12 protein-coding genes are annotated in these 11683 nt (G+C 69.6%); 5 read left to right on the plus strand and 7 right to left on the minus strand.

Annotated features, from left to right (window positions below; genetic code table 11):
* The first annotated feature begins 170 nt into the window (after positions 1–170).
* Positions 171–407 (plus strand): 30S ribosomal protein S18, encoded by a 237-nt coding sequence (rpsR, locus tag GT042_RS25020; RefSeq protein ID WP_003967857.1) that lies wholly within the window; start codon positions 171–173, stop codon positions 405–407.
* A gap of 18 nt (positions 408–425) precedes the next feature.
* A complete protein-coding gene (gene rplI, locus GT042_RS25025; protein WP_161310987.1) occupies positions 426–872 on the plus strand; it encodes a 50S ribosomal protein L9 in 447 nt (148 codons plus the stop codon).
* A 124-nt stretch (positions 873–996) separates the two neighbouring features.
* Here the strand turns inward: rplI and GT042_RS25030 are convergent, their stop codons facing one another.
* Positions 997–2334, minus strand: coding sequence for an MATE family efflux transporter (locus tag GT042_RS25030; RefSeq protein ID WP_161310988.1), 1338 nt, complete (start codon positions 2332–2334; stop codon positions 997–999).
* Positions 2335–2756: 422 nt separating this feature from the next.
* Here GT042_RS25030 and dnaB point away from each other — a divergent pair, with 422 nt between their 5' ends.
* Positions 2757–4235, plus strand: coding sequence for a replicative DNA helicase (gene dnaB / locus GT042_RS25035; RefSeq protein WP_161310989.1), 1479 nt, complete (start codon positions 2757–2759; stop codon positions 4233–4235).
* 30 nt (positions 4236–4265) lie between these two features.
* On the opposite strand, the gene GT042_RS25040 is transcribed toward dnaB, so the two are convergent.
* Positions 4266–4829 (minus strand): dihydrofolate reductase family protein, encoded by a 564-nt coding sequence (locus GT042_RS25040; protein ID WP_161310990.1) that lies wholly within the window; start codon positions 4827–4829, stop codon positions 4266–4268.
* A 120-nt stretch (positions 4830–4949) separates the two neighbouring features.
* Positions 4950–5327: a VOC family protein gene (locus GT042_RS25045; protein WP_161310991.1), complete on the minus strand. Its 378-nt coding sequence runs from the start codon at positions 5325–5327 to the stop codon at positions 4950–4952.
* A gap of 158 nt (positions 5328–5485) precedes the next feature.
* Here GT042_RS25045 and GT042_RS25050 point away from each other — a divergent pair, with 158 nt between their 5' ends.
* A complete protein-coding gene (locus GT042_RS25050; protein ID WP_161310992.1) occupies positions 5486–6883 on the plus strand; it encodes a serine hydrolase domain-containing protein in 1398 nt (465 codons plus the stop codon).
* Positions 6884–7037: 154 nt separating this feature from the next.
* Here GT042_RS25050 and GT042_RS25055 read toward each other — a convergent pair whose 3' ends face one another.
* Genes GT042_RS25055 through GT042_RS25070 form a run of 4 tightly spaced genes read right to left on the minus strand, consistent with a single transcriptional unit; the run spans position 7038 to position 10137 of the window.
* On the minus strand, positions 7038–8159 hold the full coding sequence (locus tag GT042_RS25055; protein ID WP_237531148.1) for a restriction endonuclease: 1122 nt from the start codon (positions 8157–8159) through the stop codon (positions 7038–7040).
* A gap of 52 nt (positions 8160–8211) precedes the next feature.
* Positions 8212–8664 carry a GNAT family N-acetyltransferase gene (locus GT042_RS25060; protein WP_161310993.1) on the minus strand — a complete coding sequence of 151 codons (453 nt, stop codon included), beginning with the start codon at positions 8662–8664 and terminating at the stop codon, positions 8212–8214.
* Positions 8665–8722: 58 nt separating this feature from the next.
* Complete coding sequence (locus GT042_RS25065; protein ID WP_161310994.1) at positions 8723–9595, minus strand: GNAT family N-acetyltransferase; 873 nt, start codon at positions 9593–9595, stop codon at positions 8723–8725.
* A 5-nt stretch (positions 9596–9600) separates the two neighbouring features.
* Positions 9601–10137 (minus strand): DUF2269 domain-containing protein, encoded by a 537-nt coding sequence (locus tag GT042_RS25070; protein ID WP_161310995.1) that lies wholly within the window; start codon positions 10135–10137, stop codon positions 9601–9603.
* Positions 10138–10213: 76 nt separating this feature from the next.
* On the opposite strand from GT042_RS25070, the gene GT042_RS25075 reads away from it, so the two are divergent.
* Positions 10214–10855 carry an HAD-IB family phosphatase gene (locus GT042_RS25075; protein WP_161310996.1) on the plus strand — a complete coding sequence of 214 codons (642 nt, stop codon included), beginning with the start codon at positions 10214–10216 and terminating at the stop codon, positions 10853–10855.
* Positions 10856–11683: the final 828 nt, after the last annotated feature.

Below are 11683 nucleotides of genomic sequence, written 5' to 3' on the forward strand. Positions count from 1 at the left end.
ACGACCCGTGGGCCACCAGCGCACCGGCCGGCGGCAGCCAGCCGCCCAGCGGCGGCGGGGGCAACGGCGGAGGCAGCTGGGGCGGAAGCTCCGGCGGCGGCTACTCGGACGAGCCCCCCTTCTGAGGGACGGCTCGTTACCCCACTTCTTGATCAAAACAGGAGATACACATGGCGAAGCCGCCTGTGCGCAAGCCCAAGAAAAAGGTCTGCGCATTCTGCAAGGACAAGACCCAGTACGTGGACTACAAGGACACGAACATGCTGCGGAAGTTCATTTCCGACCGCGGCAAGATCCGTGCCCGCCGCGTCACCGGCAACTGCACACAGCACCAGCGCGACGTCGCCACGGCCGTCAAGAACAGCCGTGAGATGGCGCTGCTGCCCTACACGTCCACCGCGCGATAAGGGGAGGGTGACCGAATCATGAAGATCATCCTCACTCACGAGGTCACCGGCCTCGGTGCCGCAGGCGACGTCGTCGAGGTCAAGGACGGCTACGCCCGCAACTACCTGGTCCCGCGCGGTTTCGCGATCCGCTGGACCAAGGGTGGCGAGAAGGACGTCGCGCAGATCCGGCGCGCACGCAAGATCCACGAAATCGCGACCATCGAGCAGGCCAACGAGATCAAGGCCCGCCTCGAAGGCGTCAAGGTGCGTCTGGCCGTCCGCTCCGGCGACGCCGGCCGCCTCTTCGGCTCCGTCACCCCCGCCGACCTCGCCTCGGCGATCAAGTCGGCCGGCGGCCCGGACGTCGACAAGCGCCGCATCGAACTCGGCTCGCCGATCAAGACCCTGGGCTCGCACCAGGTGTCCGTCCGGCTCCACCCCGAGGTCGCAGCGAAGCTCGGCATCGAGGTCATCGCCGCGTAACCGCAGCGCTCGACAGAACACACGAGAGGGCCGCATCCCAGCCGGGGATGCGGCCCTCCCGCCGTTCCACACGCTTGCCCCCGCCGGCCCGTCACGCGCGATGTTTCACGTGAAACCGGACATCTCACCGCGTCGCACCCGTCACCAACCACCGCCCCGAACGCGTCCGCCCCCACAACGTCACCAGCCGAACCGCCATCATCAGACCCATCGCCCACCACAACGCCGTCAACCCCCCACCCCACGACGGCACCGCCAACGCCACCGGCGCGAACACCGCCAACGTCACCACCATCGCCCCCGCCAGATACCGCCCGTCCCCCGCCCCCATCAACACCCCGTCCAGCACGAACACCACCCCCGACACCGGCTGCGTCACCGCCACCACCAACAACGCCGGCACCAACGTGTCCCGCACCACCTGATCCCCCGTGAACAACGGAACGAACAACGGACGCGCCAGGACAATCAACACCCCGAACACCACCCCCGACACCACCCCCCACTGCACCATCCGCCGGCACGCCTCCCGCGCCCCCCGGACGTCCCCCGCCCCCAGATACCGGCCGATGATCGCCTGCCCGGCGATCGCTATCGCGTCCAGCGCGAAAGCCGTCAGACTCCAGAGCGACAGAATGACCTGGTGAGCCGCGATATCGGCATCCCCCAGCCGCGCCGCCACCGCCGTGGCGATCAGCAGCACCGCCCGGAGCGACAACGTACGGACCAGCAACGGCACTCCGGCCCGCGCGCCCGCCCGAATCCCCCCGGGATCGGGACGCAGCGACGCACCGTGCCGGCGCGCTCCCCGTACGACCACCACCAGATAGACGGCCGCCATGCCGCACTGCGCGATCACCGTCCCCCACGCGGACCCGGCGATCCCGAACCCGAAGCCGTAGACGAACAACCCGTTGAGCGCCGCGTTGGCGCCGAAGCCGCCGACGGCGACGTACAGGGGCGTCCTCGTGTCCTGGAGCCCCCGCAGCACCCCGGTGGCGGCCAGCACCACCAGCATGGCCGGTATGCCGAGGCTGGAGACGCGCAGATACGTGATGGCGTACGGCGCCGCGGTGGGGGAGGCCCCGAACACGTCGACGAGCCACGGCGCGGCGGGCAGGGTTACGGCGATGACCCCGGCGCCGAGCAGGATCGCGAGCCAGATCCCGTCCATGCCCTGCTGGATGGCGGCCCGGAAATCACCCGCGCCCACGCGTCGGGCGACGGCCGCGGTGGTGGCGTAGGCGAGGAAGACGAAAACGCTCACCGCGGTCGTCAACAGGGCCGCCGCGATCGCCAGTCCGGCGAGCTGACGTGTACCCAGATGGCCGACGATCGCGCTGTCGACCATCACGAAGAGCGGTTCGGCGACGAGCGCGCCGAAGGCGGGGACGGCGAGCGCGAGGATCTCGCGGTCGTGCCGGCGGCGGGTCGCCTTGGCTGCCAGGGGGGCCTGTGTCATGCGCTCAATCTAATCTTCCACAGGTAAGAGACGCAAAGGAGCTGCGCTCCTTACGTGGAGCGGGTTTCGGGGCTCGGTGGTGCGTCGTTTGTTCTGATCTTGGTCCAGTCGGGAAAGTTTTTCTCCCCCACAGCCGGTGGACGGAAAAAGCCCAGGTCAGAATGGTTGCGGCGGGGTCTCTATGATTTTGTCCACAGTGCTGTCCCCCGGTCCGTACACAGGATCGGGCGAGTTCTCCACAGCATCTGGTCTCTCGTCCACATGGCCTGTGGATAACAAGATTGGCTGACGTCGCGGACGGGCCTACCGTGGACCGGCGTCCGACGCGCCGGAACCGGAGTCAGGCCTCTCGTTTTGTCAGTGTCGTGCCGTAGAAAGAGTGGCACGGCGAGGTCCGCTGAGCGGACGTGAGGAGGTGGCCGGTGACCATTCCCGAGCCGTTGGACGACCCCTGGACCGACACCGGTCCCAGTGACCGTCTGCCTGTCTCCCGCCAGCGCCGCGGCGAGGGCCGGGGCCGCGAGGAGCAGCACGAGCGCGGTCGGGACGACGGCGCGTGGGACGGCGGATCGACCGGGTTCGAGCGGGTGCCCCCGCAGGATCTGGACGCCGAGCAGTCGGTCCTGGGTGGCATGTTGCTGTCCAAGGACGCGATCGCGGACGTCGTGGAGATCATCAAGGGGCACGATTTCTACCGTCCGGCGCACGAGACGGTCTTTCAGGCGATTCTCGACCTGTACGCGAAGGGGGAGCCGGCCGACCCGATCACGGTGGCGGCGGAGCTGACCAAGCGGGGGGAGATCACGCGGGTCGGCGGGGCGTCGTACCTGCACACGCTGGTCCAGTCGGTGCCGAGCGCGGCGAACGCCTCGTACTACGCGGAGATCGTCCATGAGCGGGCGGTGCTGCGGCGGCTCGTCGAGGCGGGTACGAAGATCACGCAGATGGGATACGCGGCGGACGGGGACGTCGACGAGATCGTGAACTCCGCCCAGGCGGAGATCTACGCGGTCACCGAGCAGCGGACCAGTGAGGACTATCTGCCGCTCGGCGACATCATGGAAGGCGCGCTGGACGAGATCGAGGCAATCGGTTCGCGCAGCGGTGAGATGACGGGGGTGCCGACGGGGTTCACGGACTTCGATTCGCTGACGAACGGTCTGCACCCCGGTCAGATGATCGTGATCGCGGCTCGTCCCGCGATGGGCAAGTCGACGCTGGCGCTGGACTTCGCGCGGGCGGCTTCGATCAAGAACAATCTGCCGAGCGTGATCTTCTCGCTGGAGATGGGGCGCAACGAGATCGCGATGCGTCTGTTGTCGGCGGAGGCGCGGGTGGCGTTGCACCACATGCGGTCGGGGACGATGACGGACGAGGACTGGACGCGGCTGGCGCGGCGGATGCCGGATGTGTCGCAGGCGCCGCTGTACATCGATGATTCGCCGAACCTGTCGATGATGGAGATCCGGGCGAAGTGCCGTCGTCTGAAGCAGCGCAACGACTTGCGGCTGGTGGTGATCGACTATTTGCAGCTGATGCAGTCGGGTGGTTCGAAGCGTGCGGAGAGCCGTCAGCAGGAGGTCTCCGACATGTCGCGAAACCTCAAGCTGCTGGCGAAGGAGCTGGCGGTGCCGGTGATCGCGTTGTCGCAGCTGAACCGTGGTCCTGAGCAGCGTACGGACAAGAAGCCGATGGTGTCGGACCTGCGTGAGTCGGGGTCGATCGAGCAGGACGCGGACATGGTGATCCTGTTGCACCGGGAGGACGCGTACGAGAAGGAGTCGCCGCGCGCGGGTGAGGCGGACCTGATCGTGGCGAAGCACCGTAACGGTCCGACGGCGACGATCACGGTGGCGTTCCAGGGCCACTACTCGCGTTTTGTGGACATGGCGCAGACCTGAGCGGGGTGGCTGTACGGTCTCGGACGGCGGTCAGCGCCTTGTCTCGTACCGGGTCAGGGTCACGCCGCCGGGGAGCGTCCGTGTCTCCAGCAGGTTCAGGTTCACCCAGTTGTCCAGCGCGGCGAAGAACGGCGTGCCGCCGCCCACCAGCACCGGTGCGGTGGCCAGCACGTACTCGTCGATCAGTCCGGCCCGCATGGCCGCCCCGGCGAGCGTCGCGCCGCCGATGTCCATCGGGCCGCCGTCCTCGGCCTTGAGCCGGGTGATCTCGGTGACGGCGTCGCCGGTGACGAGGCGGGTGTTCCAGTCGACCTTGTCGACCGTCGAGGAGAACACCACCTTCGACATGTCCCGCCAGCGGCGTGCGAACTCGATCTCCGCCGGGGTGGCGTCGGGCTGCTGGTCGCCCGTGGGCCAGTGGGAGCTCATTGTGTGCCAGAGCTTGCGCCCGTACAGCGACAGGTCGGTGGCCTGCAACTGGTCGGACCAGAACTGGAACAGTTCGTCGCTCGGCGTGCTCCAGCCGATGTCGTCGCCGGGCGCGGCGATGTAGCCGTCCAGGGACAGGTTCATGCCGTAGATCAGTTTCCGCATGGGGCCGGCCTTCCGTGAGTCGGTCTCATGCTTGCAGACCGGCGCGGCGCGGGAAACTCATCGGTGCGCGATCTGATCGGTGAACCGGGTAGGGGGCCGGCCGCGGGCCGGCGTCGGTGGTCAGTCCTGGGTGCGTTCGGCGGCGGCGCGTTCGACGCAGAATTCGTTGCCTTCGATGTCGGTGAGGGTCACCCAGCCTGTGCCGTCGGGGCGGCGGTGGTCGGCGTGGAGGGTGGCGCCGAGGGTGAGGAGGCGGTCGACCTCTTCGTCGCGGGTGCGGTCCTGGGGCTGGATGTCGAGGTGGACGCGGTTCTTGGTGGTTTTGGTGTCGGGGACCTGGACGAAGAGCAGTCCGGCGCCTTCGGTGACGACGAGGGCTTCGGGGTCTCCGGGGTTGTCGTCCTCACTGACGGCGCTGCCGAGGACCTGGGCCCAGAAGGTGGCGAGGGTGTAGGGGTCGGCGGAGTCGACGGTGACGTGGCGTACGAGTGAGGTCATGGGCGCCACTCTCTTCATCGTGGGGGTGGGTGTCCAGCCGTTTTCTTTGCGGTGTCCGGTACTTGAGGGGTTCGAGGTGTTCGGCGAGGCGCCGTGGGCGTCCCGGGACGCGAGAGAAAGAGGTCGACTGGACCGGCCGGCGCCGGTAGATGTGGTCCATGACCTCTCCTGCCGTACCTCAGTCGCCCGAGGACCTGCTGCCCGCCACGCGGCGCGCGCTGCTCCGCCGTCTCGCCGTCGCCCAGGCCGAGGGGCGGGCGCCGTCGGTCGTCGGGGCCGTCGTGCGGGACGGCCGGCTGGTGTGGACGGGCTCCCGCAGTTGTGTGGACGGCCACGCGCCGGACGCGGACACGCAGTACCGGATCGGGTCGATCACCAAGACCTTCACCGCCGTCCTGGTGATGCGGCTGCGGGACGAGGGGCTGCTCGACCTCGGTGACCCGCTGGAGAAGCACCTGCCGGGCACCGGTGTGGGTGGCTCGACCGTCTTCCAGCTGCTGGGGCACAGCGCGGGTCTCGCCGCCGAGACGCCGGGCGCCTGGTGGGAGCGGACGCCGGGCACCCTGCGTCCGACGCTTGCCGACGTGCTGGGTGAGGAGCCGGTACGGCACACCCCGGGGCGGCGCCACCACTACTCCAACCCCGGCTACACGCTGCTCGGTTCGCTCGTCGAGGCGTTGCGGGGCGCGCCGTGGGAGGAGGTGCTGCGGCGTGAGGTGCTGGAGCCGCTGTCCCTGGACCGTACGACCGCCCGGCCGGTCGCTCCGTATGCCGGTGCCTGGGCCGTGCATCCCTGGGCCGATGTGATGCTTCCCGAACCGGCCGTGGATCTCGGTCTGATGGCGCCGGCGGGGCAGCTGTGGTCGACCGCGGCGGACCTCTGCCGGTTCGCCGTGTTTCTCGCCGAGGGGGACGACCGGGTCCTGTCCGCCGCTTCCGTACGGGAGATGGCGACGCCGTCGACCCCGCCGGAGCCGGAGGAGGGGGCCGGCGGTTACGGCCTCGGGCTGCAACTCATCCGCCGGGACGGCCGGGCCCTGGTGGGGCACGGCGGTTCGCTGCCGGGCTTTCTGGCCGGTCTGTGGGTGAGCGTGGCGGACGGGGTGGCCGCGGTCGCGCTCGCCAACGCCACCGGAGGGCCGCTGGTGGGCCCGCTCGCGACCGACCTCATCGCGATCGTGGCAGACGCCGAGCCCCGGATCCCGGAGCCCTGGAGGCCGCTGCCCGAGGTCGACCCGGCGCTGCTGGAGCTGACCGGGCCCTGGTACTGGGGCACCCAGGCAGTGGCGCTGAAACTCGTGGCGGACGGTGGGGTGGAGCTGTATCCGCTGCGCGGGGGCGGCCGTGGCTCCCGGTTCGAGGCCCGGCCGGACGGCGGTTGGACGGGGCTCGACGGATACTACGCGGGGGAGACGCTGCGGGTGGTGCGGCGGGCCGACGGGTCGGTGCGCCACCTCGACCTGGGCTCGTTCGTCTTCACCCGCGAGCCGTACGACCCCGAGGCGGACGTGCCGGGCGGTGTGGACGCGGAGGGCTGGCGGGGCCTCAGGCCGTAAAGCCGGGCGATGTGTCACCCAGGCGGATGTTTCACGTGAAACCGGACATGCCGCCCGCCGGATCCGTACCGTTGCCCGACGGGCCCGAAGCCGCCTGTGGTCCTTGCGACTTCGGGCCCCGTCCTGTGCCGTGGCGCACTCCGCCGGACCGGTTCTACCTCTTCTGGAGCACCTGGAGCGTCGCGCCGCTGTTCCAGGCCTCCAGCAGGCCGCGATGGACCGCCGTCACGTCGTGCCGTGTCGCCAGGAGCAAGGCGTCACGGGTGAACGGGCAGGTGGCGACCAGGAGCGAGATGTCGGCCTTGTACTCCAGCTTGGCCATGCCGATGAACTGCTGCACATCGCCGCTCGTGATGGTCGCCGCCGGCGTACGGGACTTGCACTGCACGACGATCCGGCGGCCGTCGGGCGTGTAGGCCACGATGTCGGCTCCCGTGTCGCCGTGGCCGCCGGTCACCGTGACCCGGTCGCAGCCGTCGCGCCGGCACAGCCAGGCGATGTGCTGTTCGAATTGCCGGGGGTTCATGGCGTCGAGCGCGCCCATCGAACCGGCGGCCTCGCGCTCCCGCAGGACGCGCTTGAGCCGGGTGACTTCGTCGTCGAGCGCCTCGATGCGGTCACGGTGTTCGCTGTCGTTCCGGACGGCGACGTTGAGGAGCGGGACGACCGTCCGGCCGATCGTGGCACGGACCGCGTCCTCGGCGACACGGGTCACGTCCGTGTCGACGCGCGTAGCCAGATGGCGGACGAGGGCCTCGGAGATGCGCTCGTCGACCCACTCCGTCAGCCTGTGGAAAAGGTTGTCCACAGGCTCGCGGCGAGCGCTTCCCTCGGTGTCGAGGAGGTACGTACGCACCTGACGTGCGACAACGCTCTCGCGGAGAAGCATCGCGGTGTTCAGCACGGCCCGCCGGGAGAAGACTCCGAGGGACCGGCTGCGGGACGTGATCCCACAGAGTTGCTTGAAGCAACGCAGTTCCTCGCCGCTCAGAGCCCGGTACCCGTTGGCTTCGAGTTCGTCCCGGTGGTCATGGATGAGCGCGCGGACGACGGTCTCGCCGACTTCGAAGTACGAGGCGACGTCCTTCGTCGTGGCGTGGAGGCCGTCCGGGGAGAGGGCCAGTTGTTTGACCTTGTCGAGGACTTCGTCGCGTTCCGCGACGCTCGCGCGCAGGGTTTTTGATTCGGTCAGAGCTATCTCGTTCAGCATGTGGGGGTCCGTCTCCTCCTGGGCCGGCCTGGCCCGTTCGAGTCGGGGGACGTGTTCCGTACACATGACCGCCCCCCTTGCCGGGGGCAACGAGACGAATCGGAAAAGGGTGCGGTTTTCAGATACTCAGCTTGAATCCGACATGGGAGGCGGTGAAGCCGAGGCGCTCGTAGAAGCGGTGGGCGTCGGTGCGGGTGGTGTCGGAGGTCAGCTGGACGAGGTGGCAGCCCTGGCGGCGGGATTCCTCGATCGCCCATTCGATGAACCGGGTGCCGAGGCCGCTGCCGCGTTCGTCGGCGTGGACGCGGACCGCTTCGATGATCGAGCGGGTGGCGCCGCGCCGGGAGAGGCCGGGGACGATCGTGAGCTGGAGGGTTCCGACGACGCGTCCGTCGCGTACGGCGACGACGGCGTGCTGGTGGGGGTCCCGGGTCAGCCGGTCGAGGGCGGCGGTGTACGGGGTGAGGTCGTCGGGGGATTCGCGCTGGGCGCCGAGGGGGTCGTCGGCGAGCAGGGCCACGATGGCGGGGAGGTCGTCGGGGCCTGCCGGTCGTATCTCCAGGTCACTCATGATCGGCAGCCTACGCCGGGGCGATCCGCGGCCCCTGAGGATGCGGGTGGGCCGCCGGTCAGCCCATGGCCAGGTTGAGGGGGGCGTAGCGGCGGGTCCAGTCGCCGGGCAGGTCGGGGATCCCGCGGGTCATGGTGGTGGTGGAGGAGATGAGGTCGAGGCCGCTGTGTTTGAGCCGGTCGAGCAGGTCGGTGTGGCGTGCGTCGATGTCCAGGCGGACGGGCCGGTCGGTTTCGGCGGCCAGGGCGTGGATCAGGGCGTAGGCGGTGTCGGTGTCCTGGGCGATCAGTGGGGCGATGGCGTCGCAGGAGGTGGAGGGCCAGATTCCGGCGTATCCGGTGATTGTGGTGCCGTGTTCGGCGACCCGGAGGCGGTCGGTGAAGGAGGGGAGCCGCGCGAGGAGGTGGGTGCGGTCGATTCCGAAGACCTCGTTGTCGAGTCGTACGAGGGCGGTCAGGTCGTCGGCGGTCGCGGGCCGGGTGGTGGCGGTTCCGTGGGCGGTGATGGGGGGTTCCGGGGAGCGGAAGTGTCCGTGGACGGTGTGGGTGTCGCCGACCGCGTGGAAGCCGAGCTGTTCGTAGAGGGGACGGCCCTGGGCTGTGGCGTGGAGGGCGAAGGGGGTGTCGCCGGCTTCGTGCATGGCGTGGGTCAGGAGCCGGCGGCCGAGGCCTTGGCGGCCGAACCGTGCGGCGACGATCATCATGCCGAAGGTGGTGAGTGCGGGGCCGTACGAGGTGGTGACGCACATCGCGGCGAGGCCGTTGCCGTCCGTGTCCGGTGCGTCGATTCCGTAGCCGGTGCCGGCTGCCAGGAGCAGAGCCCATTTGTGTTCCTCGCGTGCCCAGCCGCGTTCCTCGGCGAGGTCGGCGCAGGCGGTGAGGTCGGCCAGGGTCAGGCGACGGATCGGCGGGGCGGGGTGCGGTGTCGGCATGGGAGTCAGCGTGTCGGAGCGGGTGATCGTCCGTCCACCGCTTTGTGTGAACTCGCCAGGTTTCGCAGGTTCCGCAGGCGTCGGCCGCGCCGGGTGAGTCCCCAGGGCTTGAGGACGGAGAGGGCGGTCATGAAGAGGTACGCGGAGCTGGCGACGCAGGGGGCGGCGATCAGGCTGGGGTCGGGGACTCCGGCGTTCACGGCGGCGTTGATGGTGGGGCGCAGGGCGAGGGTGGTGGCGCCGAGTGTGGCGAGGGTGAGCCAGAACTTGATCCATATCCAGCGGTGTCTGGCCAGGCCCCAGGGGGTGCCGAGGGAGAGGATCACGCCGGTGAGCAGGGCGGCGAGGGCGATGGGGATGATCAGCCGGTCGACGAGGATTTTCATGGCCCGGTAGGCGGCGTGGGTGGTGTCGGGGTCGCCGGTGGTGGAGGCGGTGATGCCGAGGGTGAGCAGTCCGAGGGTGAGTCCGAGCCAGCTGACGGAGGTGGCGACGTGGGCGACGAGGAGGGCGCGTCGGGTGGGGCGCTCTAGTGGTTTCACGTGAAACACGGTGCCCTGCGCCGGGGCGTCGGGCGTCTGACGGGGGGAGTATCCGCCCGTACTAACCTCGGCGTACATGGCGACCGTACGCAGACTGCATCTGTTCGATCTCGACGGGACTCTGATCCGGGGCTCGGCCGCGGCTGTGGAGATCTCCCGGCAGTTGGGGCTGGGTGCGGAGATCGCCGCGCTGGAGGACGAGTTCTTGACGCGTGGGCTGGCGCCGGACGAGTTCGCGGTGCGGGCGCGGGAGTTGTGGGGGGCGCTCACGACGGCTCAGGTGGATGCGGCTTTCCGGGGTGCGCCCTGGTTGGGTGGTATTCGTGAGGTGTGGGCGGACATCCGGAAAGAGGGGGATTACTGCGCTGTTATCTCCCTGTCGCCCGACTTTTTTGTGGAGAGGCTGCTGGCGTGGGGTGCGCATGCGGCTCATGGTTCGCGGTGGCCGGTGTTGCCTTTTACGGAGCCGGTCGATCGGGCGGGCATTCTCGACCCGGCCGCGAAGGTGAAGATCGCGGACCGGCTGTGTGCAGAGTTCGGGGTGGGACTGGACGACTGTGTTGCCTACGGTGATTCGATGTCGGATGCGGAGATCTTCGCGGCGGTGCCGTTGGCGGTGGCCGTGAACGCGGATCACCATCTGGAGGGGCTGGCGACGCACACCTACGTGGGAGGCGACCTGCGTGAGGCGTATGAACTGGTGCGTCCGGGACGGTAATACGCTGACCCCTGGCGTCGCGAAGTCCGCGGCCGGAGGCGGCGAATGGGCACGGGAGCGATGCAGCATAACGGGAAATCCGGTGTGGATGCCCGGACTTCGCGCTCTTTGTCCCGGGTGGTGACGTGTACTGCCATGCTGCGGCGACGGGGACTGCGGGCAATGTCACATTCCTTCGGCTCTTGCCTCGGTGAGGGGTGGGCCGGGGGCTAACGTGGGCTGCCAACAGTCCGAGTCAAGCGGGGAATTGCTCGCGCATTCCGGGGCAGCGGAAGTGCGCAGACCGACCGAAAGATGTTCGAGGCGAGGCACACCATGGACGCTCCGACCACTACGTCGGCCGACAAAGGCCCTTCCGGAGACGGCGGAGGGAGCGGTTGGTTCGCTCCCCGGCGGGCGCCCACCGGGGAGGGCGCACCGGACGCGGAGACGGATGGCGCCGCGGATCCCGCGAGCCGGGACCGAATACCCGGTGCGGGCCGTTCCTTGGCGGCCATCCGCCTCGTGGGGTCGGGGGCGGGTCGTGCCGGGTCGCCCCGGCGTGAGCGGCGTGACGGTCCGGCGGGGCAGGGTTCTGCGGCCCCGGGGGCTTCCGGTCCGTCGGCGGGTGGGGTTCCTGATGCCTTCCGGCCGCGCAACAAGGGTTTGCGGAGTGGTGCGGGGGCGGCTTCCGGAGAGGCGGTGGTCGCGGCTGTCCGGGCTGCCGGCCCGCCGCCCGGGCCGGTTTCCGCGGAGTCCGCGCCTGCTGGGCCCGTACCGCCCCGGTCTGTGCCGTCCGGGCCTTTGCCGCCCGGTTTCATGCCGGCGGAGCCCGGACCGGCCGCCGAG

The sequence above is a fragment of the Streptomyces sp. SID3212 genome (genome assembly GCF_009865405.1).
Classification (GTDB): Bacteria; Actinomycetota; Actinomycetes; order Streptomycetales; family Streptomycetaceae; genus Streptomyces.

Excerpts from the sequence above, each read along its gene's own strand:
- GT042_RS25030 (WP_161310988.1), bottom strand. The coding sequence starts at position 2,334 with ATGACACAGGCCCCCCTGGCAGCCAAGGCGACCCGCCGCCGGCACGAC.
- GT042_RS25065 (WP_161310994.1), bottom strand. The coding sequence starts at position 9,595 with ATGCCGACACCGCACCCCGCCCCGCCGATCCGTCGCCTGACCCTGGCC.
- GT042_RS25050 (WP_161310992.1), top strand. The coding sequence starts at position 5,486 with ATGACCTCTCCTGCCGTACCTCAGTCGCCCGAGGACCTGCTGCCCGCC.
- GT042_RS25055 (WP_237531148.1), bottom strand. The coding sequence starts at position 8,159 with ATGTGTACGGAACACGTCCCCCGACTCGAACGGGCCAGGCCGGCCCAG.
- GT042_RS25060 (WP_161310993.1), bottom strand. The coding sequence starts at position 8,664 with ATGAGTGACCTGGAGATACGACCGGCAGGCCCCGACGACCTCCCCGCC.
- GT042_RS25045 (WP_161310991.1), bottom strand. The coding sequence starts at position 5,327 with ATGACCTCACTCGTACGCCACGTCACCGTCGACTCCGCCGACCCCTAC.
- rplI (WP_161310987.1), top strand. The coding sequence starts at position 426 with ATGAAGATCATCCTCACTCACGAGGTCACCGGCCTCGGTGCCGCAGGC.
- GT042_RS25040 (WP_161310990.1), bottom strand. The coding sequence starts at position 4,829 with ATGCGGAAACTGATCTACGGCATGAACCTGTCCCTGGACGGCTACATC.
- GT042_RS25075 (WP_161310996.1), top strand. The coding sequence starts at position 10,214 with ATGGCGACCGTACGCAGACTGCATCTGTTCGATCTCGACGGGACTCTG.
- rpsR (WP_003967857.1), top strand. The coding sequence starts at position 171 with ATGGCGAAGCCGCCTGTGCGCAAGCCCAAGAAAAAGGTCTGCGCATTC.